Genomic DNA, 24,003 nt, shown 5'->3' with positions numbered 1-24,003 from the left:
TGAGCTCGTCCCAGGTGCCGCCGACGCCCATCAGGAACACGGCGTCGTAGCCCTCGTCGGCGACCTTGTCGGCGAGCGCGGTCATCTTCTTGCCGGTCTCGTAGAGCGCCTTGCCGTCCTCGAGATAGCCCTCCTGGTCGAAATGCATGATCTCGATCTTCTCGGTTTCCTTCATTTGTCTCTCCTTTCTGGGGTTGTTTCCACATCCCCCATGCCAACGGGCATCAAAACCCGCTTACATTCCGTAACACTCGGCCGCTTTGGCCTTAAGCGCATTGACTGACTCTTCGTAGCCCTCTGCCTTGACCTCCATTTGCTTGGAGACGGCATCAAGATACGGGTGCACGTCCCATGACTTCAGACGCTCGGCTATCATGGCCGCAATCGTCTGGAAGAACACAAGATTGGGAATTGCGCTGAGCAGCGGAGCCACCTGAGGCACCGCAACCTCGTGAGCCCTACCCTTGGGATGGGCCGTGAGCAGCACCGTTTTTGTCGTAACGTTCGATAGCGCATCAGCGATATTCGCAAGACGCTCCGACCCCTGCGGATCGTCGACGATAAACACCAGATAGCCCGGAACGATCTGCATCTCGGGACCGTGGACGAACTCCTCGCCTTCGTGATGCATGGCAGGAATCTTGATGGTCTCGCTCAGCTTGAGGGCCGCCTCTTCGGCAACGCCATAGTTGGGGCCGTTGCCGACGACCATGGCGGGCGTGTGCTCAGAAAGCTCGAGCATGTGGTCTTGGACATATGCCTCGGCGGTCTTGCACATCACGGCATTGGCCTGGATAGCCTCACGCAGGTCGTCAAGACGCTGGGCAACGCCCTTGGCGTCAATCGTTCCGCGCGCCTGACCGCCGTAAATACCAAAGAGCACCAGGTACTCAACGAGCACCTCGACGCCCAGAGTCACAAAGTCCACCGACTCGACGCCCACACCGTAGTCAAGAACGATGTCAGCGTGTTCCTTGATGGGTGCCTCGACGTTTGCCGTGAGCGCAACTGCAGCCATATCGTGTGCGCGCATGTAATCGAGCGCCGCAATCGTATTGGTCGAATAGCCACTCTGCGAAACGGCAATGTTGAGCACATGCTGCGGATAGGTGTGTTCAAAATCGACGAAGGCCTCGGGCGTCACAACGGACACCTGCATTTGCAGGGCATCTTGCAGGTAATCGCGGGCGCAATCGGCGGCATGGCGCGACGAACCCGAAGCAACGATGCGCAGCGCGTCAAAAGAACCGGACTGGAAAATATCAACGAGCTGCGCTACCAGCTCAGACGAACGCTCGAGGTTCTCCCCCATACGCACATGGGCAAGCTGAACGTAATCGAGCATCTTCATCGTCTCACCTCGTAACAAATCATTAGTATTTGATACCAATCACAGTTACAGGTTACGGCTTTTTGATACCTCTTTGTCGATTAATTTATCCCCATCGGCGAACGGTCGATTTTGAGCCCTGTAAGGTTGTATATACAGCTGACCCAACGATCAAAACTGGTTAGTTTCCCAGCCGTTATTCACAAAATACCAGCTAGTACGTATAGGTGTAGCCGCCCGCATCGCCACGATTGAAGGACTTTACATACTCGATAGCCTGACCGCTCGCGTCATAGCTCACGCATTCCAAAAGCAAAACAAGATCGCCCTGTTCCAGTCCAAGGAGGCCGGCATCTCGTGCGCCCAGCGCTTCGATATCGAGCTTTTCCTGTGCCATGACTGGCTTTCGGCCCAGCATCTCATAGGTCTCGTACAAACTGAAGACCGACACGTCAATATCTTCGATGGTTAGGAACAGCAGGCAGGGAATCAGCGCCGTCTCAATCGATACGGGGCTACCGTTTATGCAGTTCAGGCGTCGAACGGAATAGAGCAGGTCGTCCTCGGCGATGCCAAACAGGTCGGCGTAATATGGCCCCGCATAACGCTTGGAACGCGCGAGAATACGGACGGACGGCTCGCCGCCCGAAGCACGGACCGATTCACGGAAACCGACCGTGCGTTCAAAAAAAGCAGGTACTTTCTGCGCCACAAAGGCACCTTTTCCCCGAACACGGCGAATCTGCCCGCGCCGAACCAGCTCATCGACAGCGCTTCGGATGGTCAAGCGTGTCGTACCAAATTCCTCGGCAAGGTCTTTTTCGGACGGAATCATGGAACCCGTGGGATATATACCGCGCTCGATACGTTCCTCGATGCGGCGTCGAATGCGCATATAAACCGGGGTGGCATCTACTGTTTCAGCCATTGTTCACCTGCCACGCTCCTCATGCCGTTCTCTTCGCCGTTATCGGCAAAGCGGAACTTTGTGGGCAAAATCACCGATTTGCAATGCTCCACAAAACGCATGTCCTTATCAAATTCGATCGAGCTCTCATAGAACACCGGCGTTCCCTCTTCTTGCTGGAGCAGCTCGGCCTCTTCGGCGTTCAAACGCGAGATGGAGATATGCTCACGTCCATGCTCAACACGCACGCCACCTTCTTTGAGCAAGACATCGTAAAGGCTCTCACACTCAAAATCGTGCTCGGGAAGCGCGGGGCACAGGGACAGGTTAACGTGAGCGGTCTCGATTGACGCCGGCTCGCCCTCTATAAGTCGAATGCGCTGCATGCGGAGTAAAGGAGCGCCCACAGCCACCCCAAGCTTGTCGGCAAGCGCCTCATCCGCCTCGATGGTCCCGGTGGAAACCAGACGAGAAGAGGGGTGCAGGCCGGCAGTCCGCACAGCATCGGAAAAGTTATACGTTTCCTGGAAGATATTCAGCGGCTTGGGAGGACACACATACGTACCCGATCCGCGACGGCTCTCGAGCGTTCCACACGAGATGAGCCGCGTGATACCGGCGCGTAACGCCGTACGCGAAACGCCAATCTCTTCGCACAGCACGCGCTCAGCCGGCAGGCGATCGCCGCCGGCAAGCTGGTGGTGCTGGATATACCAAAGAATTCCCTCAACAGCACGATCTTTGGGGGGAATTGCATAAGATTCGCCTGCCATTGCACAGACTCCTCATTCAGAAACGTATGCCGCCAAAATTAGACCAGCCCTCCCATGGCATCAAATTCGGCCTTGATCTTCTCGGCGACATTCCGATACGACTTATATAGACTTGAATCGCGTTTGACTTCGTCGGTCATAACGGGAATCTCTAATTTGGAAACCTCGTCTTTTCCCGTCTGAACCGCCACAACAACGCCCATACCAAGACACATATTACGCTTGGCAGCGTTTATTTTCGCCGCCTTGGCAGGATTTGCCAGGATACGCTGGGCAAATTCCTGTTTTGAGGCCACTTCCTCGGCCTCCGGATCGCCCGCCTCGGCCACTTCGCACTGCAACACATCCGCATAGTCAAAAATCTTCGGCTCGCCGCCGCGCTGATGCACGGCCCACTTGCGGCGCGTGGCATCCTGGTAGATAGCCGGCAAAAACGTAAACCGCGGCGGGTCCAAAATCGTATCCGTGATGGTAAACACATCGGGATCAAAGGCATCCTGCGGGTTTTTCTTCTTGAACAGCCCCATATCAGCCTCCCGTACTAGCATTAAACAACTCAAGCTGAATATAGCACCAATTTCAAGCCGCCGCTTTACCGCATCGGTGCGCGGCGCCTATGGCTCGCCCAGCGGAAGGGTTCACAGACGAGGGCCGGGGTGGGGTGCTTGGTTTTGGAAGTGGGCTCCGCGAACTTCTCAAAACAAAGTATGCCTCCCCGGCCCCGCCGGCAAATAGCGGACACTCCACATGCAATCTATGCAAACAAACAAGTGCGCTTAGCTATATTCGGTAAGATCAAGCACACTGCCCTTAACGATAAGCGCCGGTTCCAGAACGACCTCTTCGGCACGCTTACCGCCCCTACCGGCAAGACGCTTGGACATGCAGGCAAAAGCATGCTCCGCAAGGACACCAGGATCCTGCTCAATGGCGGTCAGCGCCGGCTCAAAGAGAACGTCGGCCGCCGAGTTGTCATAGCTCACCACCGAGATATCGCCTGGGATGCTCTTCCCCATCTCGTGCAAGCGCTTGAGCAGACCGAGGGCAATGTTATCCGAGCTTGCAAACACGGCGGTGGCATCGGTTGCAAGCACGGCCTCCGAGGCCTCGTAGGCGCTCGGGATGTAATATTCGCTCTCAAACTCCAGGCGCGCGTCGATGGGCAGTCCCACCTCGCGCAGCGCGCGCTCGTAACCGGCGAGTCGCTTGCGGCCCGTATTGGAGCGACGCGCGTTAACCAGACAGGCGATGCGGCGATGACCCTGCTCAATCAGATACCGCGTAGCCATGTAGCCGCCCATCTCGTGGTCGAACATCACCTTGTCGCACTCGAGTCCCTCAATGGCACGGTCGACCATCACGGCAGGGATAGGCAGATGGCTCACTTCCTCGCGCAGGGCGCGATCGTCGGAGAACTCGTCACCCACCACCAGAAAGACGCCGTCGACGCCGCGCGTCACCAGCTGGCGTAGCAGTTCCAGATCGTCATCGGCGCTTCCACCCGAGCTGGTAATAAAGAGTGCATAGCCGTCTTCACGGCAGCGCTTTTCCAAGCTGCCGGCGAGCGAGGCAAAAAAGCGACTCTCGATATTGGGAACGATCAGGCCTAAGGTGCGCGACTCGCGCATAACCAGGCTACGCGCGATCTGGTTAGGAACATAGTGGTTGCGCGCCGCAACCTCCTTGATGAGCCTGCGGTTTTCTTCCGAGATGCGACAGGGCCGATTATTGAGAACAAGCGAGACCGACGAAGGGGAAAGCCCCACCTCCTGGGCGATCTGCTTGAGGGTGACTTTGTTGGCCATCTCGCTCCTTCCGGGTTTACGCGCAATCTCTTGAAAGTATAGCGACTGCCCATCTACCTCGGTGATAAACACTTTACCAATCCGGTGGACGGCTGTTTTATCGCCGCCAGCGCACCAAATCCGTCCAGGTGGGGTATATTGCAATCGATCGATGACAACAACCACCAAAAGGCGGATATTCGTATGCACGAGAACGACTTTTTTAACGAGGACCTGCTTTGCGCGCTCGCCGGCGTTGCCGGCGAGGACAACGTACTCATGAGCGAGCCCATGCGCGAGCACACCACGTTTAAGATCGGCGGCCCGGCCGATGTCTTCGTCACGCCCGACACCGAGCAGGGCCTCGTCGCCACGCTCGATACCTGTTATCGCTGCGATCTGCCACTCACCATCGTGGGCAACGGCTCCGACTTGCTCGTCGGTGACAAGGGCATCCGCGGCGTCGTCGTAGCGCTGGGCAAGGGCCTCTCCGACATTACGGTCGACGGCACGCATGTCACGGCAGCAGCCGGCGCCTTGCTTTCTGACGTCGCCGCGGCGGCAGCCGAGGCCGGTCTCACCGGTATGGAGCCCATCTCGGGTATCCCCGGATCGGTCGGCGGCGCCTGCTACATGAACGCCGGTGCCTACGGTGCCTGCATGGCCGACGTGCTGGAGTCCGTACGGGTCTACAAGCCCGCACGCGTCCTCGACGATGGCACCCGCGGCAGCGGCAATATCATTGAGTTCGATGTCGATGAGCTCAACCTGGGTTACCGCAAGAGTCGCATTGCCGACGACGGCTTTATCGTGCTCTCGGCAACCTTCAACCTCGCCCCGGGCAACGCCGCGATGATCAAGGCCGACATGGACAACTACCGCCAGCGCCGCGAGGACAAGCAGCCGCTCGACATGCCGAGCGCCGGCTCCACCTTCAAGCGCCCCGAGGGCTACTTTGCCGGCAAACTCATCATGGATGCCGGCTTGCGCGGCCACGCCGTTGGCGGCGCGCAGGTAAGCGAAAAGCACTGCGGCTTCATCGTCAACGCCGACCACGCCACCGCCGCCGACGTCGACGAACTCATCCGCCACATCCAGGCAACCGTCAAAGACCAATTCAACGTAGACCTAGAACCCGAAGTCCACCGAGTAGGCGAATTCCTCTAAAAAAGAAGGCCCCGAAAGGGGCCTTCACCATATTTATTCAGATAACCCAGTCCGGTGTGTCGCGCTCAGGACCCGAGAGGGCCGCGTGCCCGCCCGCAATATATTTGATTGATCGCGAGTTCCGCACGCAAAGAAGGCCACTTAATGTGGCCTTCGTCTTGCGCAGGACTGCCCGAGCAGGCAATCAAATATATTGCGGGCGGGCACGCGGCCTAGTCGGCTTTACGACAGCGCAATACCGCCAAGCCAGCCCCAACGCACGCCAGAGCCAGTACCATAAAAGCTAATGAACGAATCGAGCGACTTCGATGTAATGGCACCCTCGTTGCTCATAACGATGCCGCCGCCAACGTAGATACCCACATGACCGTAGATAAGGCCCGGAGCACCCGTGCCGCTGTGCGAGGAATCGGCCACGATCATGCCCACCTGCAGCGCCGAGCGGTCGGAGCTATAGCACCAGGCGTTAAACATGTCGCACGCATTGCCTCCAAAGTAGCCAACGCCGGCGTTACGGAAGACATTGGTGACCCACGCCGCGCACCAGTTCTGACCCGGCGAAGGCGTGGAGTAGCACGCGTTGACGACAGCCTGCTGCTTGCCCGAGCCGGCATTCTGCTGCGGAGTTCCGGGCGCGTGCGATCCACCACCCGAGCTCGAACCACCCGAGTAGGAATTGTTCTTGTTCGCGGCGGCCGCGGCAGCGGCAGCCTTCCTAGCGGCCTCCTCGGCCTGGGCGGCAGCGAGGATCTCGGAATCGCGCTGAGCCATGAGCTCCTTGACGTCGTCGGAAAGACCGTTCAGCACGGTCTGGACTTCTTGCTGCTTGGCCTGCATGTCCTGCATCTGGGCAGTCTGCTGGTCCTTGAGCTTCTCTAAGTCGGCCTTCTGCGACTCGAGCTCGGTCTTTTGCGCATCGAGCTCTTCCTGGATGGTCTGAATGTCCTCGATGGCGTCGCGGTCGCTCTTGTTGATCTTCTCAACGTAATGCGCGTTGGCGACGAGTTCCTCAAACGAGCCAGAGGCCAGCAGCAGCGACAGGATGTTCGTGCCGCCGGACTTGTAGCTGGCGGCCACGCGATCGGAAAGGTCGTTGCGCTTCTTCTTGAGCTCGGCCTTCTTTTCATCGATCTGGGCCTGCGTGTCGTCAATCTTGCCCTGGACATTCTCGATGTCGTTGAGGGTCTGGGCATTCTTGTTGGCCAGCGCCGCATACTCATTTGCGATGCTGTCGAGCTGGGCCTGGACCTCGTCGAGCTGGGCCTGGGCGGCATTCAGTTTATCGGTGGTTTCTTTGGAAGCCTCCGCCGCATGGGCGCGAGCGGGCAGGCCAAAAAGAACTGCCGCAGAAGCGGCGCCGAACAGGGCCTTGAGGGCAGTGCGGCGCGAGAGCTCCTGGGAAAGGATGGAATCGCTGTTTGGTGACATATGTACTCCGTTACATGCTTATTTATATGTCGCTCAACTCATACATATTAGCGTACATATGGCGCGTCCCAACGATTTCCACGAACGGCAGGAAACTGCAAGGTCGGCGGCTCGTAAGCAAATGCCAGAGATCAGGTTATGCGTACGCAAGCTCTTCTATGAGTACGTTAGCACAATCCTCTGCTTTTCCTACAGCGCACGATTTGGGCGTCCCTGCCTGCGCTATACTCCCCTGAAGAAGTGTTCCTGATTCGATAGGAGACTACATGTCCAAAGCACTCGACCCCAAAGACACCTGCGTCCTCGTTACCGGTGGCGCCGGCTTTATCGGCTCGCACACCGTCGTTCAGCTGCTCGAGGGTGGCTACCAGGTCGTCATCGTCGATGATCTCTCCAACTCCAGCGCCGTCGCCGTCGACCGCGTCAAGACCATCGTGGGCGACGAGGCCGCCAAGAACCTCACCTTCTACGAGGCCAACGTGCTCGACCGCGATGCAATGAACAAGATCTTCGATACCCATCAGATCGACCGCGTCATCCACTTCGCCGGTTTTAAGGCCGTCGGCGAGTCGGTGAGCAAGCCCGTCGAGTACTACCACAACAACATCGAGAACACCCTGGTGCTCATCGACGTCATGCGCAGCCATGGCTGCAAGTCCATCATCTTCTCGAGCTCCTCGACCGTCTACGGCGACCCGGACAACCCGCCCGTCACCGAGGAGGATCCTAAGAAGCCCGCGACCAACCCCTATGGTTGGACCAAGTGGATGATCGAGCAGATCCTTATGGACGTCCACACCGCCGACCCCGAGTGGGACGTCGTGCTGCTCCGTTACTTCAACCCCATCGGCGCTCATCCGTCAGGCCTGATCGGCGAGGACCCCAAGGGCATCCCCAACAACCTGGTGCCCTATGTCGCCCAGGTTGCCGTGGGCAAGCTCGAGGCCGTTCAGGTCTTTGGCAACGATTACCCCACCCCCGACGGCACCGGCGTGCGCGACTACATCCACGTGTGCGATCTGGCCTCTGGTCACGTTGCCGCCCTTAACTGGATGAACGGCAAGACCGGCGTCGAGATCTTTAACCTGGGCACCGGCACCGGCACCTCGGTACTCGAGGTCGTCGCCGCCTTCTCCAAGGCTTGTGGCAAGGAGCTGCCCTACGTGATCCGCGAGCGCCGCGCCGGCGACATCGCTGCCAACTGGTGCGATGCCTCCAAGGCCGAGCGTATGATGGGCTGGAAGGCCCAGTACGACATCGCGGACATGTGCCGCGATAGCTGGAACTGGCAGAGCCACAACCCCAATGGCTTCGCCGACGCCGAGTAGCAAAAACCTACATACCGCTCTTGCCCCGATCTCACGTTGTGAGGTCGGGGCTTTTTCATGGCATGTAACCATTCGCCGAAAATCGACCAACTTTTTTATCTTGCCTGTACATGTTTAAACAACATGTTTTACAATAGGCGTATCGAATCAGAACATCGGAGGCGGACTGCACACCCATCGGCAGGCCGACCCCACAACAAGAAGGTTGGTGAGCGCATTCATGGAGCGTGCAAGCGGCGTCCTCATGCCCGTCTCATCTCTGCCCGGACCATACGGAATCGGCGGCTTTGGCTGGAATGCCTACGACTTCGTCGATTTTCTCGCCTCGTGCAAACAACATTACTGGCAGATTCTGCCCCTTACGACGACCAGCTATGGCGATTCGCCCTATCAGTCGTTCTCGGCCCGCGCAGGCAACCCCAACTTTATCGACTTTGCCGAGCTTATCGAGGCAGGGTATCTGGAGCAGCGCGATATCGATGGCGTCTATCTGGGATCCGACCCCAGCAATGTCGACTACGGTGCTATCTTTGGCGGCCGCCGTCAGATTCTCGACCGCGCCGCCGAGCGCTTTGCCGCCGACAAGCCGACCGATTTCGATGACTTTATCCAGGCCAACGAGGACTGGCTCATCCCCTACTGTGAGTTCATGACCGTCAAAGAGGAGTGCGGTCTCAAGGCATTTTGGGAGTGGCCCGCGGAGCTCCGCACCCGCGGCGAGGCTTCCGCCAAGGTCTGCGCCGACCATCCGGCGCGTATGCTCTACCACCAGATGACACAGTACTTCTTCGATCGCCAGTGGAGCCGCCTAAAGGCCTATGCCAACGAGCGCGACATTCTCATCATCGGCGACCTGCCCATCTATGTCTCGCGTGACTCCGTCGAGATGTGGGCGACGCCTGAGCTCTTTAAGATCGACGCCGCCGGCAATCCCGTGAGCGTCGCCGGCACGCCGCCCGACCAGTTCTCGGCCACCGGCCAGTACTGGGGCAACCCCATCTACGACTGGGACGCCATGGAGTCCGACGGTTTCTCCTGGTGGGAGGGCCGCATTCGCGCCGCCCTCGACATGTACGACGTCATCCGCCTGGATCACTTCCGCGGCTTCGAGGCCTATTGGGAGGTGCCGTTCTCCTCGCCCGATTCGTCCTACGGTTCGTGGACGCAGGGTCCCGGCCTCAAGTTCTTCAAGACGCTCGAGGAAAAGCTCGGCACGCTGCCCATCATCGCCGAGGACCTGGGCTTCCTCACCCCCGGCGTCATCGACATGCGCGACAACTCGGGCTTCCCCGGCATGAAGATCCTGCAGTTTGCCTTTGAGGGCACCAACTCGTACTACCTGCCGCATAACTACATCGCCAACACCGTCGCCTATGTGGGCACCCACGACAACGAGACAGCGCGCGGTTGGTTTGAGGGAACGGCCACCCCGCGTCAGCGCGAGCAGGCAGCCCTGTACACCCATCAGCAGGCCGGCGAACCCATGGCAGACGCACTCAACCGCACCATCGCCGCCAGCGTGAGCGACACGTGCATCTACACCATGCAGGACCTGCTCAACTTGGGCAACGAGGCGCGCATCAACACCCCTGCCACGCTGGGCGGCAACTGGACCTGGCGCATGCTCGACGGCGCCATCACCCGCGAGCTCGAGCACAAACTCACCGACTGGACCGAGACCTACTTCCGCATCCCGTCGGAAGCCGAAATCGAGCTTCCTCAATAGAAGCCACCGCGCCCGACCCCTCCTCACCGTGCGGACGCGCTTGCTTTTCCCGCGCGAGGCCACCCCAATCCCCTCGCGCGGGCTTCTTATGAATTGCAGACATGAAACAACCCATCACAGGAGAAAACATGCCCCAAATTAACCTCATGGAACTCGCCGAGCAGTCTTTTGGCACCTCGCTCGAGCAGCTCGACGACCGTCGCATTTACAAGCTGCTGGTCAAACTCGTGCAGGAGCGCTCCGCTGCCTGCCCGCTCAACAACGGCAAGAAAAAGCTCTATTACATTTCCGCCGAATTTTTGATCGGCAAGCTGCTCATCAACAACATGATCGACCTCGGCATCTACGACGAGGTTAAGGACCAGCTCACCGCCGCAGGCCACGACCTCAACAAGATCGAGGAATTCGAGGTCGAGCCGTCGCTCGGCAACGGTGGCCTGGGTCGCCTGGCCGCGTGCTTCCTGGATTCCATCGCCACGCTGGGCTTGACCGGCGATGGCGTGGGCCTCAACTATCACTACGGTCTGTTCCGTCAGCGCTTTGTCGACAACCAGCAAAAGGCCGTCCCCGATGAGTGGCTCGGCGAGCAGGACATCCTAGTCGACGATGACCGCTCCTACACCGTCGAGTTCGGCGATTTTGCCGTTACCTCCAAGCTCGTCAACATCGATGTGCCCGGTTACGGCCAGCCCGCCAAGAACCGCCTGCGCCTTTTCGACCTGGCGAGCGTCGACGACGGCCTGGTCCCCGGCAGCTCCATCGACTTCGATAAGACCGAGATCGCCAAGAACCTCACCTTGTTCCTCTACCCCGACGATTCCGACGAGCAGGGCCGCCTGCTTCGCATCTACCAGGAGTACTTCATGGTGAGCAACGCCGCCCAGCTCCTAATCGACGAGGCCATCGAGCGCGGCAGCAACCTGCACGATCTGGCCGATTACGCCGTTGTCCAGATCAACGACACGCACCCCACCACGGTCATCCCCGAGCTCATTCGCTTGCTCACCACCGAGCATGGCATCGAGTTTGACGAGGCCGTGACCATCGTACGCTCCATGGTCGCCTACACTAACCACACGATTCTTGCCGAGGCGCTCGAGAAGTGGCCGCTCGCCAGCCTGCGGAAGGTCTCCCCTGCCATCGCCGACATTATCGTCAAGCTCGATGAGATCGCGAAGGCCGAGCACGATGACCCGCGCGTCGCCATCATCGACGAGCACGACACCGTCCACATGGCCCACATGGACATCCACTTTGGCTTCTCCATCAACGGCGTAGCCGCCCTCCACACCAAGATCCTGGAGGACACCGAGCTTCATCCGTTTTACGAGATCTATCCCAAGAAGTTCTCCAACAAGACCAACGGCATCACCTTCCGCCGCTGGATCCATGGGGCCAATCCCGCGCTCGCCAGCCTGCTCGACGATGTGATTGGCACCGACTGGCGCAGCACCGGCGATCTGAGCAAACTCGCCAAGTTCGCCGACGACAAGGACGTTCTTGAGCGCCTGGCCGCCACCAAGGTCGAGGCCAAGGTCATCATGCGCCAGTTCATGGCGCTCGAGCAGGGCGTGACCATTCCCTCCAACGCCATCATCGACGTCCAGGTCAAGCGCATCCACGAGTACAAGCGCCAGCAGATGCTCGCGCTCTACATCATCTGGAAGTACCTCGATATCAAGAACGGCAACAGACCTAAGCACCCCGTCACCATCATCTTTGGCGGCAAAGCGGCGCCTGCCTACACTATCGCGCAGGACATCATCCATCTGATCCTGACGCTGTCGCAGTGGATTGCAAACGACCCCGACGTGGCTCCCTACCTGCAGGTTGTCATGATCGAGAACTACAACGTCACCGCCGCCGAGCGCGTGATCCCCGCCGCTGACATCTCCGAGCAGATCAGCCTGGCCTCCAAGGAGGCGAGCGGCACCTCCAACATGAAGTTCATGCTCAACGGCGCCCTAACCCTGTGCACGCTCGACGGTGCCAACGTGGAGATTGCCGAGCTCGTGGGCGACGAGAATATCTATACCTTTGGTGCCTCGTCCAAGCAGGTCGAGCAGCTCTATGCCGACGGCACCTACAGCGCCGGTGCACTTTACCGCAAGCCCGGCATTAAACTGCTGGTGGACTTCATCACCAACCCCGCCTTTATGGCGACCGGCAACGCCGAGCGCCTGCAGCGCCTGCACGACGACATTAAGGGCAAGGACTGGTTTATGGCCCTGCTCGACATCGAGGAGTACATCCAGACCAAGGAGCGCGTGTTGGCCGACTACGAGGACCAGGACGCCTGGATGCGCAAGGCGCTCATCAATATCGCCAACGCCGGCGCCTTCTCGTCCGACCGCACCATCTCCCAGTACAACGACGAGATCTGGCACCTGAACTAATTTCGCTTCCCTTACCCATCCTCTTGAGAAACGGAGTCGTGGCAACACGGCTCCGTTTTTTGTGCCCCTGTGTTGTCCGTGGCCTGCCTCGACCAAAAATCTCGACCTGTAACATCTAGCCGACAAAATTGAGTCTACCTGTTACAGATCAAGACGGAAGGACAGGCAACTCGACGCTGTCTTAATCTGTAACATCTAGGCTCAATTTGGCCCTCTACCTGTTACAGTTCGAGACAAACAAACCTACAGACAACCCCGATACAAAGAAAGGCTCCCCTCTCGCCCAGTGGACGGGAGGGGAGCCTTATATGTGACCGCGGCAAAAGGATGGCAATACCGCAGTCGCCCAAAGGGAGGGCCTGGATGCACCGGGCCTAGATAAGGTTCTTGCCAGAGACCTTATCGAAGAGGTGGGTCGCGTTCTTCTCGAACTTGAACCAGATGGTGTCGCCAGCCTTGAGCGCGCCCTTGGCCTCGAGGTCGACGACGGGGATAATCAGGACAAACTGGCCGTCGGGAGCGGTCACGTGGACATGCTCGGTCGAGCCCATGAGCTCGGTCACCTCGACGGTACCCTGGAGCGCGCCCTCCTCGCCCTTGTCGGCAAGCAGGATCTGCTCGGGACGCACGCCGGCCGTAATCTCCTTCACGTCGCCGCCGTCCCAGTTGAGGGCAAGCTGAGCGCAAGTCTCGGGGGCGAGCGCCACGTTCATATCCTCGGTCTTGACGGTAAAGCCGTTGCCCGAGCGCACCAGCTGGGCATCGAAGAAGTTCATCTGCGGCACGCCGATGAAGCCGGCGACGAAGATGTTCGCGGGATGGTTGAAGACCTCCTGCGGCGTGGCGATCTGCTGGACAACGCCGTCCTTCATGACCACGATACGGTCACCGAGGGTCATAGCCTCGGTCTGGTCGTGAGTAACATAAATGAACGTGCCCTTGATCTCGTGGCGCAGCTTAATGAGCTCGGCACGCATTTGGTTACGAAGCTTGGCGTCCAGGTTGGACAGCGGCTCGTCCATCAGGAAGACCTTGGGGTCACGCACGATGGCGCGGCCGATAGCGACACGCTGGCGCTGGCCGCCGGAGAGCGCCTTGGGCTTACGGTCGAGGTACTCGGTAATGCCCAGAATCTCGGCAGCAGAGCGAACCTTGCGGTCGATCTCGTCCTTGGGAACCTTCTTGAGCTCGAGCGTAAATGCCATGTTCTCGTACACCGTCATATTGGGGTACAGAGCGTAGCTCTGGAACACCATGGCGATGTCGCGGTCCTTGGGCGCCACGTCGTTGACACGCTTGCCGTCGATGAGCACCTCACCCGAGGTAATGTCCTCCAGGCCGGCGACCATGCGCATCGTCGTGGACTTACCGCAGCCAGAGGGGCCAACGAGGACGACGAACTCCTGGTCGTGAACGGTGAGGTTGAAGTCCTCTACAGCGAGCACACCGTCCTCGGTAACCTTGAGGTTGTGCTTCTTCTCCTCGGTCTTCTTCTTTTTGCCAAAGAAGCCCTTCTTTTTTGACTCGTTGTTGGGATACACCTTCTGAACATGTTTGAGAACGATCTCGGCCATGTCTTTACCTTTCGATATGCGGCGCCACGCTGAGGGGCGCCGCAGAAACTTGCAAAACAGTTACGGCATCAGCCCTTGACGGCACCTGCCACCACGCCGTCGATGATGTACTTCTGACAGAGGATGTACATGATAACGATGGGGATAACGACCATCATGATGCAGGCCATCATGGGGCCGAGCTCGACGTGGCCGTAGCCGCCGCGGAAGTACTGGATCAAGATAGGAATGGTCTTGTACTTGGTGGAGTCGAGCGTAAGGTAGGGCAGCAGATAGTCGTTCCAGACCCACATGGTCTCGAGAATGCCGACCGAAAGATAGGTGGGCTTCATGATGGGAAGGACGATCTTAAAGAACACCTGGACCGGGTTGCAGCCATCAATCATGGCCGCCTCCTCGATCTCGAGCGGGATGTTCTTTACAAAACCGGCGAACATAAAGACCGCCAGGCCCGCGCCAAAGCCGAGGTAGATAAAGCAGATGTTGAACGGCGTGTTGAAGCCGATGCGGTCCGCCAAATTGGACAGCGTGAACATGAGCATCTGGAACGGCACGACCATCGAGAACACGAACAGGTAATAGAAGAAGTTCGAGATCTTGTTGTTGACACGAACCACGTACCAAGCGCACATGGAGCAGCACACCAAGATCAGCAGGACCGACGTGACCGTGATGATGAGCGAGTACATAAATGCCGAGGCAAAGCCCTGCTCGTTAAGGGCGTGCATGTAGTTTGCGAGGCCGTTGAACGTCTCGGGCGTGAGCAGATCGAATGCCGTGGTGGTGCTGATTGCGGTCGCTTTCTTAAAAGAATTAAGCGCAATCATGAACACGGGGTAGATCCACGCGAGCGACAGAATCGTAAAGAAGATCGAGAGCGCGCGGTTGATAACCTTATCGCGTTTCATTACTGCTGCACCTCCTTGGACCTCGTGGCCTTAAGCTGAATCATGGAGATGGCTACGACCAGGATGCAGAAGATAACCGCCTTGGCCTGACCGATGCCCTGCCATGCGATACCGGCACGCGAATAGAACGTGTTGTAGATGTTCAGGGCGAGCATCTCGGTGGAGTGCGCGGGGGCGCCGCCGGTAAGGGCGAGGTTCTGGTCGAACAGCTTAAAGCCGTTGGTGATGGACAGGAACAGGCAGATGGTGATGGTCGGCATCAGGTTAGGGATCTTAACCTTCCAAAACGTCTGCCATGCCGTGGCACCGTCGACCTTGGCGGCCTCGATGTAGTCGGACGGAATGGACTGCAGACCAGCGATGTAGATGATCATCATGTAGCCGACCTGCTGCCACAGGGTCAGGATGATAAGGCCCCAGAAGCCAGCAGCAGAGTTAAGTGCGATGAGCTGGGCGCCCACGTTGGAAAGCAGGCAGTTGATCAGAATCTGCCAAATGTAGCCCAGCACGATGCCACCGATCAGGTTAGGCATAAAGAAGATCGTACGGAAGATGTTGGTGCCCTTGAGCGCTTTGCGGGTGAGCGCCTGCGCAATGGCGAGGGCGATCACGTTGATGAGCACCGTCGACAGGAAGGCAAACGCCACCGTAAAGAAGAACGACGTGGAGAACTGTGGATCGGACAGTGCGCGCACGTAGTTCTCGATACCGACAAAGTGCGCATTGTTGATGGTAATAAACTGGCAGAACGAGAGATAGAAGCCCTGGATAAAGGGGATCACGAACCCGATCATAAACGCCAGGCACGTGGGCAGCATAAAGAGCGGCCACCAGCGCTTGAGTGCTTTGCCCATAATAGGGTCCTTTCAATATGCAGGGGGCGGGCAAACCTACGTCTGCCCGCCCCCTGTCGCTAATCAGATAGCTTGGGCAGCAACTACTTACTCGGAAGCAGCCTTCTCGGTCTTCCAGCCATCAACGAAGGCGTTCTTGACGCCGTCCCACTTGGTGTTGTCGGCAGCATAGGCAATCAGAGCCTGCTTGAGGTTCTTCTTCCACTCCTCAGAGGGGATGTAGACGAAGTCCCAAGCGACGGTCTTCTTGCCGTCCTTAGCCATAGCAACGGCCTGCTGCGAGAAGACGTTGGTGGTCTCCTTGGCGCTCTTGAACGGAGCGGTCAGACCCATCTTGTCGGCGATGATGCTGGTCGGGGTGTCAGCGGTGACGCACCAGTACATGAAGTCCTCGGTGGCCTTCTGAGCATCCTCGGAAGCCTGGGAGCTCACGCACCAGTAGTTCTCGCCGCCGGAGCACAGGCCCTGGTTCTCCTCGCCGTCAACGCCGATGTAGATCGGCAGCATGCCGAGCTGGTCGTCGGTCATACCGGCCTTGGTGAGGTCAGCGTATGCCCAAGAGCCGTTCTGATAGAAGACGGCCTTGCCGGTTGCAAACTCGTTGGTGGCGTCGTCGCCGGTCTTGGAGGCAAGCTGCGAAGGATCGCAGGTGGAGTCGGTGATGTACAGGTCGAAAATCTGCTTGAAGTTGTCGAGATACTCGCCCTTGATCTCGTCGTCCTCCTGGTTGTGCTCCTTCTCGAACTCGTAGTAGAGCGGGAGGTTGGCGAGGTGGGTGGTGTAGCGCCAGCTGGAGGAGTCATCCATGCCGGCGGAAGTAAAGGCACCCTCAACACCAAGCTCGTCCTTGCGGGCCTGGATGTCGTCGGCACAAGCCTTCAGCTTGTCGAAGGAGTTGATGTCCTCGGCCTTGTAGCCAGCCTTCTCGAGCAGCTGCTTGTTGTAGATGATGCCGTAGCTCTCCTGGACCCAGTCGATACCCAGATCCTTGCCATCGGACTGCAGAGCCAGGGAGTCGTCAATGAGCTCACCGCGGAGCTTGGTATCGGACAGGTCGGCGCAGTAATCCTTCCAGTTCTTAAGACCGGTGGGGCCGTTGACCTGGAACAGGGTCGGAGCGGAGCTCTTGGACATCTCGGACTTGAGCTTCTCCTCGTAGGTGTTGGAGGCGGCGGTCACGATCTTGACCTCGACGCCCTTCTCCTTCTTATAGGCCTTGGCGATCTCCTTCCACTCCTTGTCGACCTCGGGCTTGAATTGGAGGAAGTAGACCTCGGCAGCGTCACCAGAAGCAGAGGAGCCGGAGCCGGCAGAACCGCCGCAACCTACGAGACCCAGACCAAGAACCGCAGCCGCGGAACCAGCAAAGCCCAGGAACTGCCTTCTGCTCATTTCGTTCTTCATTACAATCCACCCTTTCACACCGTGGCGGCACCCTTTGCCGCCGCCTTCGGAGATTGGCTCGGGGACTTTGCCCCTTTTGCTGATTTGTACGATACGCTATTTGGCTAGTTGTTTGAACAAGTATTACTAGAGCGGTAGAAAAACTTCGGTGAACGGTAATTTCATCTTGATACTTGACAAGTTTTGTATAAACAATTATTTGTTATCTAATGCAGAGAAAACGCCCGGTCAAGCCGATGTACCGTCGGTTTGACCGGGCGTTTTCTCTTTGAGGCCATGAGTCTCGTCAGGCTGCGAGCTAGCCGGCTATCGCTTGGAATTGACGCGGTAGTGGAAGATCTCGGGATGCGTGCGGGCATGCGTGACCTCAAACAAGATGCCGTCCGAGGTGTACGACTGGCTCTCCATGACGGCGACACAGTTGTATTTGCCAAGGTCAAGATAGCTGCAGTCCTCATCGTTGGCGAGCTCGACACTCACCGTACGACGGCTCGCCATCACCTTGACGCCGCGTTTGTGCTCCAGATAGTCGTAAATTGACTTTGCGGCGATCTCGGGCGTCAGACCCTTGGCGATCGACTCCAAAAAGTAACCATGGTCTACTTGGCGCGCATTGCCGTTAAGGCTTCGGACACGCACCACGCGAATCAGCTCCTCGCCCACCTTAAAGCCCAGGCGACGAGAGAGTTGCTCAGTGCAAATCAAATGTTCAAAAGACTTGACCTCGGTCGATGCGACGGCATTGTTGCGTTTTGCGAACTCGCCAAACGACTCAACCTCTTCGAGTGCGCCCAACATGTCGGTTTCGCCCTTAAGCCAAATAACGCGCACGCCCTTGCCGTGTATGGGCTGCACAAACATCCCGTCGGCCAGCATACCCAAGGCGCGACGGACGGTATTGCGCGTGCATCCGAACTCCGCGGTCAGCTCGGCTTCGGTTGGCAGCATCTCCTGAAACGCATAGGTCCCGTTAATGATGCGCGAGCGTATTTCTCGGTAGATTCCTTCGTATATCGCTTTTGGCATTGTTTCACCTCTACATTATTCATTTCCGGCTAGGCACGATAGCATTTCTTAAAGTTGTTTAAACCGAATATCGGTGAAGCGACAGGATTTAGCCGTTGACGGTTTCTGTCATGCCCAAATCGGTTTCGCTCAAAACTGCCGGTACGACACTCGTCTGGTCCTCTACAATGAATCCATTGTTTAAACGTTTCCCCACGCGCAACGCGCCTCGATATTCGGAAGGCAGAACATGCTGCAAAAAATCCAACGCTTTGGCGGGGCAATGTTCGCGCCCGCCATGCTGTTTTCTATATCAGGCCTCATGGTCGGCGTCTCCGCTCTCGCAACGACTGCGGACATCGTCGGCGATCTCGCCGTATACGGAACCCCTTGGTACGTTTTCTGGGCTATCATCCAGCGCGGCTCGTGGACGGTCTTTAAACGCCTCCCGCTCCTTTTTGCCGTAGCGCTGCCCATCGGTCTTGCCCAAAAACAACCGGCTCGTTGCTGCCTCGAGGCTCTCGTCGCCTATTTTGCCTACTGCTTCTTTTTGAGCGAGATCATTAAGCTGAGCGGAGACAACCTTGGACTTGAGTACCCGTCATCTTTGACCTCCGCCAGCGGTATCACCGTCATCGACGGCATCAAGACGCTCGACACCGGCATTATCGGCCCGCTGGCGGTATCGGCAACCGTCGTCGCCATCCATGACCGCTTCTACGATGCCAAAATTCCCGATTGGCTCGGCACCTTCTCGGGCTCCTCGCTGGTCTACCTCATCAGCTTTTTTGCCGTGTTTGCCCTTGCCGCTATCTCGGCCGCCATCGTGCCCTACGTATACGATGTAACTGATACGCTGCGTCACGCGCTTGCAGGCATCGGTCCCTTTGGCGTGGGCATCTTTGTCTTTTTAGAACGAGCACTCGAGCCCTTTGGCCTGCACCACCTGCTCTACATGCCGATCTACTACGACAACCTGGTCATTAACGACGGCATCTACGCCACGTGGAGCAGTTTGCTCCCCATCCTCTCCCATAGCACGCGCCCCCTTAATGAACTTGCGCCGTGGGCCGGTTTTACCGCCACCGGCTGGGTCAAGCTCTTTGGCCTTCCTGCCATCGCAGCTGCGTTCTACTCCACCGCAAAACCCGAGCGCCGCGCCGGCCTCAGGGTCATCCTTGCTCCCGCCATCATCGCCTCGGTGGTTTGCGGCGTTACCGAGCCACTCGAGTTTCTCTTTATGTTCACCCACCCCGGGCTCTTTTTGCTCTACGCCGTCTTATCGTCTTGCCTTGCCACAACCATGAATCTCTTTGGCATCGTCGGCATCTTCTCGGGCGGCCTGATGGAGATGGCAGCCTTCAACTTTATTCCGCTCATGCGCACGCATGCCGGTGCCTATCTTTTGGCGCTCGGTATCGGCCTTGCCTTTAGCCTCATCTTTTTTGTTAGTTTTCGAGCACTCATCTTGGTCTATGACCTTAAGACACCGGGCCGCGAGGATCATGTTGCCAATCGCGCGGCAATCGATTGTTTAACGGGAAGCGACTTTGCCAAAGAGCAATCCCCCAATGACGAGGTCGATAGTCGATCCGATCAAGATCACGTCCTCGCTGAGCGGGTAATTCAGCTTTTAGGTGGCGTTGGCAATATCGTGGGCGCAACCAACTGCGCCACGCGCCTGCGCGTCGAGGTCGCAGACCCTTCCATCGTTGCAGATAACGCGTCGTTTGTCGCGGTGGGCGCCAAGGGCCTCATCATTACGGGCAAGACCGCCCAGGTGGTCATCGGCATCTCCGTTCCCCGCGTTAAAGAGCATTTTGACCAGATCATGGGCCTCGAGCCGGAATTTGTACCCACCACCTCGGCCTCCCCTGCCGCCAGCGCAGCCCATAAGCGCGGCTCTATTTGCTTCTTCGATATCGACGGAACGCTCGCCTGGCAAGACCCCAGGCTCGCCCAAGACCTTCCCGAAGACGAGCGGGACCTCTCCCCCTATCCCAACGAGGCGGTTTCGCAGGCAATCCGCGAGTTTGTCGCCAACGGCAACATGGCCTTTATCTGCACGGGACGCACCCTGAGCTGCATCCACCCCAAACTTCTTGAGCTGCCTTGGACCGGCATCGTCTGTCTTGCGGGCGGTTACGCCGAGATCAACGGACACGCAATTCGCGATCTGTCGATGACGCCCAGTATGCTGCAGCGTCTTGCCCCCTACCTTGAGCAATCGGGCGAGGTCATCCGCTTTGAGGGCCTCAACGGCGTCGTGCGCATGAGTGCCGATGCGCCCGATGCTCCCGGATACGCGCGCACCCTGGGCGACGCAGTCACGCAGCTGCAACATTACAGTGTCTACAAGATCTTGATGTCTACATCGCTCGCCAACCACATCGCTCAAGATAAGGCACTTGAGCCGCTGCTGTGCTTTAATGAGCTCGAACTCGAGGTAACCGAAATCTCGCCCCGCGAATGCACGAAGCGCGGGGGCATCCAGTCTGTACTCGACGCCCTCGACCCCCACCACGGAACCGTATACGGCATTGGCGACGCCAACAATGACGTCTCGCTGATGAACGCCGTCGATGTCGGCATTGCGATGGGCAACGCACCGGACTATCTCAAGGATAAGGCCGATTACGTGACCGACACCGTCGATCACGACGGTGTCGTTGCGGCGCTCGAGCATTTTAGGCTGATTTAGGCGCGCTCCATCAAACGCACGCCCGTTGTCCTAAATCGCCAAAACTGCCGCGCCAAACGCCCTGATGTGGCAATATGTTGTCTGCATATTGCACCAATGCAACCTCAGAAAGAATGCGAGAACCCGTGTCCAGTCCGTTTACCAGCTTTTTAGCCCAGCACTTTGACCAGATTAACGACTATCTGGCCACGTTCTTTGACGGACAGGCGACCTCTGCCGATATCGAGCGCTACCTGTACGCGCCGCTCTCGGCTTTTACGGCCAACGCCGGCAAGCGCCACCGCCCGCTTATCTGCATGCTCGCCGCAACCGCAGTGGGCGGTAGCTTTGAGAGTGCCCGCAGCGCTGCGGCAGCCATCGAACATTTCCAGTCGGGCGCGCTGATCCACGACGACATCGCCGACAACGGACAGCTTCGTCGAGGCAAGCCCTGCATGCACCTTACCGAGGGCACGGGGCTTGCCATCAATTGTGGCGACCTGGCGCTCACCATGGTCACCAAGACCGTTCTCGACGACCCCACGCTGGAGTCCGACGTGAAGCTGCGCGTGCTCCACGAGCTAACCGAGATGATCGTCCGCACCATCGAGGGTCAAGCGCTCGACCTGGGTTGGGTCCGTGACGGGCGCTTTGATATCTCGGTTGATGACTACCTGGACATGGCGACGCACAAGACCGCGTTTTACAGCGGAGCCACGCCGCTTGCCGCCGGAGCCATTATCGGCGGCGGCAGCGATGAGCAAATCGAAGCGCTGCGCGCCTTTGGCCTGCACACGGGCCTTGCCTTTCAGATTCAGGACGACCTGCTCAACCTTGTCGGCGCTAAGGAAGCCGCCAACAAGGACTTCCGCACCGACATCACCGAGGGCAAGCGCACGCTTGTCGCCGTACACGCCCTCTCTGATGAGCGCCACCACGACGAGGTCGAGGCGATTCTTTCCTCGGGTACCGATGATCCCGCGCAGCTCGCACGCGCCGTGGAGATCTTTCAGGAAACCGGCTCCATCGATTACGCCCACACTTACGCGCTCGACCTGACCGCTAAGGCCAAAGCGGCCATCGAGAACGTTGAGCTTGATCCGCACGCACGCGAGCTGTTCCTCTCCATGGCAGATTTCTTTGTGGAGCGCCTTAACTAACGGGGGTTATAAAACCTGTCAGCAGCGTATTTAGGCACAACTTGCTACACTGTTGAGTGCATGTTTATGCATCCCTTTGCGTTGTCTATCCGACAGACGCTCAAATAGTACGAATGGTACGCCGAAAGGGGTTCGTTCATGGAACCTATTACAACGGGCATGCAAGGAGCAGCCGTCGAGGACGTGCAGTCTCGTCTCCTGCAGCTCGGCTACACGATTGATGCCGCCGAAGTCACCGACAAGTACTTTGGAGCCACCACTGAGCAGGCCGTCAGCACCTTCAGGCTCGACAGCGGCCTTGCTGCCGGTCATGCCGTCGATATCCCCTGTTGGAGCGCCCTTGTAGACGCTTCGTATAAGCTGGGCGACCGCACCCTCTATCTGCGCATGCCCAATTTCCATGGCGCCGATGTGCAGGCCCTGCAGCGCGCTCTCAACGTTTTGGGCTTTGCCTGTGGCGAAGACGACGGCTACTTTGGTCCGCATACCGAGGCCGCCCTGCAGCAGTTCCAGGAAAATGTCGGCCTGTTTGCCGACGGCATGGCCTTCCAGGACACCTACGCCTACATCAACCGCCTGCACCATGTGTGGGAGGGCAAGCCCTCGGTCACCGAAGCCGAGTCCCGCATCGGTTTTGCTCGCGCCGCCAACGTGCTCGAGCGCTTTCAGATTGCCGTTATCGGCGAGGACCCCATCGCACGCAGTGTTGCGTCGCGTATGTGGAATATCGCCACGGCAACGACCGACAACAGCGGCATGATGCTCTGCGACTCCGAGGTCCCAACCGACGTTGACCTGGTGCTCGAGATCGCAAGCGACGAGCTGCCCGCCGACGCCGCACCGCGCGCCACGATTGCCCTCGCCGAGTGCCACAACCTGGCCCAGCGCATCCGCACTGCCAATGTCGCCGCACAGCAGAAGCCGGCACGCATTCGCATTGAGCTCACGGGCATGACGCGCTACAACGGCACCTTCACGGCCAGCGACGCGCAGACACTCGCCGTACGCCTGCTCGATGGCGTTTGCGATGCCCTCGCAGATTAGGTAAACTAAACGAGTTGCTTTTGGGCAACACCACACATTGGGACGTAGTTCAACGGTAGAACTCCGGTTTTTGGTGCCGGCTGTTGGGGGTTCGAATCCCTCCGTCCCAGCCCTTAAGAACACAGCGCTCCGGGCCCTTATGAACCTGGAGCGCTTTCTTGTGGGCAAGCGGAGGGATTCGAACCCGCAAGGGTGCGGAGCTGAGGAAACGCGAAGCGTTTTCCAGCGCAGCACGCAAGGAGCGAAGCGACGCAGCGGGGCGCGGCCGCCGAAAAGGCGGACGCGGAATCCCTCCGTCCCATACCAGTCGAGAACACCTCGCATCAAGAAATATCAGCCCAGTTCCGAAAAGCGAGCCGCCATCTACAAAATGGCGCGTGGCCCCGGCGGACCGGGCATTAAGCTTGTCGCGAGTTCCGCACGCAAAGAAGGCCACGCGACCTCGATGTTTTGGACGTGACAGACACTATGACCCAATCCGAGGGCACTAAAAAGATAGGAGCCCCCGCTCGTGGCCGCGGGTCGGGGCTGCGAC

Annotated in this window: 18 protein-coding genes and 1 tRNA gene; 8 read left to right on the top strand and 11 right to left on the bottom strand. The window is 58.4% G+C overall.

The window, feature by feature from the left end; translation table 11 throughout:
- Positions 1-235 precede the first annotated feature (235 nt).
- The 5 genes from AAA069_RS09680 to AAA069_RS09660 form a co-directional block, all read right to left on the bottom strand.
- A complete protein-coding gene (locus AAA069_RS09680) occupies positions 236-1,351 on the bottom strand; it encodes an SIS domain-containing protein (RefSeq protein ID WP_196022648.1) in 1,116 nt (371 codons plus the stop codon).
- 193 nt (positions 1,352-1,544) lie between these two features.
- On the bottom strand, positions 1,545-2,258 hold the full coding sequence (locus tag AAA069_RS09675; RefSeq protein WP_349128246.1) for a GntR family transcriptional regulator: 714 nt from the start codon (positions 2,256-2,258) through the stop codon (positions 1,545-1,547).
- Complete coding sequence (locus AAA069_RS09670; RefSeq protein WP_196022646.1) at positions 2,243-3,010, bottom strand: GntR family transcriptional regulator; 768 nt, start codon at positions 3,008-3,010, stop codon at positions 2,243-2,245. Before AAA069_RS09670 ends, AAA069_RS09675 begins: the two co-directional genes overlap by 16 nt.
- Before the next feature lie 38 nt (positions 3,011-3,048).
- Entirely contained in the window at positions 3,049-3,537 is a 489-nt protein-coding gene (locus AAA069_RS09665; RefSeq protein WP_117847836.1) for a hypothetical protein, read from the bottom strand.
- 249 nt (positions 3,538-3,786) lie between these two features.
- Positions 3,787-4,815 carry a LacI family DNA-binding transcriptional regulator gene (locus tag AAA069_RS09660; protein WP_349115304.1) on the bottom strand — a complete coding sequence of 343 codons (1,029 nt, stop codon included), beginning with the start codon at positions 4,813-4,815 and terminating at the stop codon, positions 3,787-3,789.
- A 183-nt stretch (positions 4,816-4,998) separates the two neighbouring features.
- Here AAA069_RS09660 and murB point away from each other — a divergent pair, with 183 nt between their 5' ends.
- On the top strand, positions 4,999-5,961 hold the full coding sequence (gene murB, locus AAA069_RS09655) for a UDP-N-acetylmuramate dehydrogenase (protein WP_349128247.1): 963 nt from the start codon (positions 4,999-5,001) through the stop codon (positions 5,959-5,961).
- Between the two features lie 222 nt (positions 5,962-6,183).
- Here the strand turns inward: murB and AAA069_RS09650 are convergent, their stop codons facing one another.
- On the bottom strand, positions 6,184-7,389 hold the full coding sequence (locus AAA069_RS09650; RefSeq protein WP_349128245.1) for a hypothetical protein: 1,206 nt from the start codon (positions 7,387-7,389) through the stop codon (positions 6,184-6,186).
- Between the two features lie 266 nt (positions 7,390-7,655).
- Between AAA069_RS09650 and galE the strand changes: the two genes are divergently transcribed.
- The 3 genes from galE to AAA069_RS09635 all read left to right on the top strand — a co-directional run bounded on the left by galE (position 7,656) and on the right by AAA069_RS09635 (position 12,839).
- Complete coding sequence (gene galE, locus AAA069_RS09645; protein ID WP_271744562.1) at positions 7,656-8,717, top strand: UDP-glucose 4-epimerase GalE; 1,062 nt, start codon at positions 7,656-7,658, stop codon at positions 8,715-8,717.
- Between the two features lie 208 nt (positions 8,718-8,925).
- Positions 8,926-10,443, top strand: coding sequence for a 4-alpha-glucanotransferase (gene malQ / locus AAA069_RS09640; protein ID WP_349128243.1), 1,518 nt, complete (start codon positions 8,926-8,928; stop codon positions 10,441-10,443).
- 128 nt (positions 10,444-10,571) lie between these two features.
- Complete coding sequence (locus tag AAA069_RS09635) at positions 10,572-12,839, top strand: glycogen/starch/alpha-glucan phosphorylase (RefSeq protein WP_349128242.1); 2,268 nt, start codon at positions 10,572-10,574, stop codon at positions 12,837-12,839.
- A 374-nt stretch (positions 12,840-13,213) separates the two neighbouring features.
- On the opposite strand, the gene ugpC is transcribed toward AAA069_RS09635, so the two are convergent.
- From ugpC to AAA069_RS09610, 5 genes are all read right to left on the bottom strand, one after another.
- The gene (gene ugpC, locus AAA069_RS09630) at positions 13,214-14,413 is read right to left on the bottom strand and encodes a sn-glycerol-3-phosphate ABC transporter ATP-binding protein UgpC (protein ID WP_271738206.1); all 1,200 of its coding nucleotides are present in this window, start codon (positions 14,411-14,413) and stop codon (positions 13,214-13,216) included.
- A gap of 68 nt (positions 14,414-14,481) precedes the next feature.
- Complete coding sequence (locus AAA069_RS09625) at positions 14,482-15,321, bottom strand: carbohydrate ABC transporter permease (RefSeq protein WP_349128241.1); 840 nt, start codon at positions 15,319-15,321, stop codon at positions 14,482-14,484.
- Positions 15,321-16,175, bottom strand: coding sequence for a sugar ABC transporter permease (locus AAA069_RS09620; RefSeq protein WP_055252174.1), 855 nt, complete (start codon positions 16,173-16,175; stop codon positions 15,321-15,323). Before AAA069_RS09620 ends, AAA069_RS09625 begins: the two co-directional genes overlap by 1 nt.
- Before the next feature lie 87 nt (positions 16,176-16,262).
- Entirely contained in the window at positions 16,263-17,579 is a 1,317-nt protein-coding gene (locus tag AAA069_RS09615; RefSeq protein WP_271738205.1) for an ABC transporter substrate-binding protein, read from the bottom strand.
- A gap of 306 nt (positions 17,580-17,885) precedes the next feature.
- Complete coding sequence (locus AAA069_RS09610; protein WP_117877534.1) at positions 17,886-18,605, bottom strand: GntR family transcriptional regulator; 720 nt, start codon at positions 18,603-18,605, stop codon at positions 17,886-17,888.
- Positions 18,606-18,834: 229 nt separating this feature from the next.
- On the opposite strand from AAA069_RS09610, the gene AAA069_RS09605 reads away from it, so the two are divergent.
- The 4 genes from AAA069_RS09605 (at position 18,835) to AAA069_RS09590 (ending at position 23,578) form a co-directional block, all read left to right on the top strand.
- Complete coding sequence (locus AAA069_RS09605) at positions 18,835-21,285, top strand: PTS transporter subunit EIIC (protein ID WP_349128239.1); 2,451 nt, start codon at positions 18,835-18,837, stop codon at positions 21,283-21,285.
- 125 nt (positions 21,286-21,410) lie between these two features.
- Complete coding sequence (locus AAA069_RS09600) at positions 21,411-22,424, top strand: polyprenyl synthetase family protein (RefSeq protein ID WP_346979634.1); 1,014 nt, start codon at positions 21,411-21,413, stop codon at positions 22,422-22,424.
- A gap of 138 nt (positions 22,425-22,562) precedes the next feature.
- Complete coding sequence (locus tag AAA069_RS09595; RefSeq protein WP_022094145.1) at positions 22,563-23,468, top strand: peptidoglycan-binding protein; 906 nt, start codon at positions 22,563-22,565, stop codon at positions 23,466-23,468.
- 38 nt (positions 23,469-23,506) lie between these two features.
- Positions 23,507-23,578 (top strand) — tRNA-Gln (locus tag AAA069_RS09590).
- Positions 23,579-24,003: the final 425 nt, after the last annotated feature.

This window comes from Collinsella sp. CLA-SR-H006, assembly GCF_040097075.1.
GTDB lineage: Bacteria > Actinomycetota > Coriobacteriia > Coriobacteriales > Coriobacteriaceae > Collinsella.
The sequence above is the reverse complement of the archived record's forward strand: the minus strand, read 5'-3'. Positions and strand labels throughout refer to the sequence as shown.

Coding starts and splice junctions, on each gene's coding strand:
- AAA069_RS09680 (WP_196022648.1), bottom strand. CDS start 1,351: ATGAAGATGCTCGATTACGTTCAGCTTGCCCATGTGCGTATGGGGGAG.
- AAA069_RS09675 (WP_349128246.1), bottom strand. CDS start 2,258: ATGGCTGAAACAGTAGATGCCACCCCGGTTTATATGCGCATTCGACGC.
- AAA069_RS09670 (WP_196022646.1), bottom strand. CDS start 3,010: ATGGCAGGCGAATCTTATGCAATTCCCCCCAAAGATCGTGCTGTTGAG.
- AAA069_RS09665 (WP_117847836.1), bottom strand. CDS start 3,537: ATGGGGCTGTTCAAGAAGAAAAACCCGCAGGATGCCTTTGATCCCGAT.
- AAA069_RS09660 (WP_349115304.1), bottom strand. CDS start 4,815: ATGGCCAACAAAGTCACCCTCAAGCAGATCGCCCAGGAGGTGGGGCTT.
- murB (WP_349128247.1), top strand. CDS start 4,999: ATGCACGAGAACGACTTTTTTAACGAGGACCTGCTTTGCGCGCTCGCC.
- AAA069_RS09650 (WP_349128245.1), bottom strand. CDS start 7,389: ATGTCACCAAACAGCGATTCCATCCTTTCCCAGGAGCTCTCGCGCCGC.
- galE (WP_271744562.1), top strand. CDS start 7,656: ATGTCCAAAGCACTCGACCCCAAAGACACCTGCGTCCTCGTTACCGGT.
- AAA069_RS09635 (WP_349128242.1), top strand. CDS start 10,572: ATGCCCCAAATTAACCTCATGGAACTCGCCGAGCAGTCTTTTGGCACC.
- ugpC (WP_271738206.1), bottom strand. CDS start 14,413: ATGGCCGAGATCGTTCTCAAACATGTTCAGAAGGTGTATCCCAACAAC.
- AAA069_RS09625 (WP_349128241.1), bottom strand. CDS start 15,321: ATGAAACGCGATAAGGTTATCAACCGCGCGCTCTCGATCTTCTTTACG.
- AAA069_RS09620 (WP_055252174.1), bottom strand. CDS start 16,175: ATGGGCAAAGCACTCAAGCGCTGGTGGCCGCTCTTTATGCTGCCCACG.
- AAA069_RS09615 (WP_271738205.1), bottom strand. CDS start 17,579: ATGAAGAACGAAATGAGCAGAAGGCAGTTCCTGGGCTTTGCTGGTTCC.
- AAA069_RS09610 (WP_117877534.1), bottom strand. CDS start 18,605: ATGCCAAAAGCGATATACGAAGGAATCTACCGAGAAATACGCTCGCGC.
- AAA069_RS09605 (WP_349128239.1), top strand. CDS start 18,835: ATGCTGCAAAAAATCCAACGCTTTGGCGGGGCAATGTTCGCGCCCGCC.
- AAA069_RS09595 (WP_022094145.1), top strand. CDS start 22,563: ATGGAACCTATTACAACGGGCATGCAAGGAGCAGCCGTCGAGGACGTG.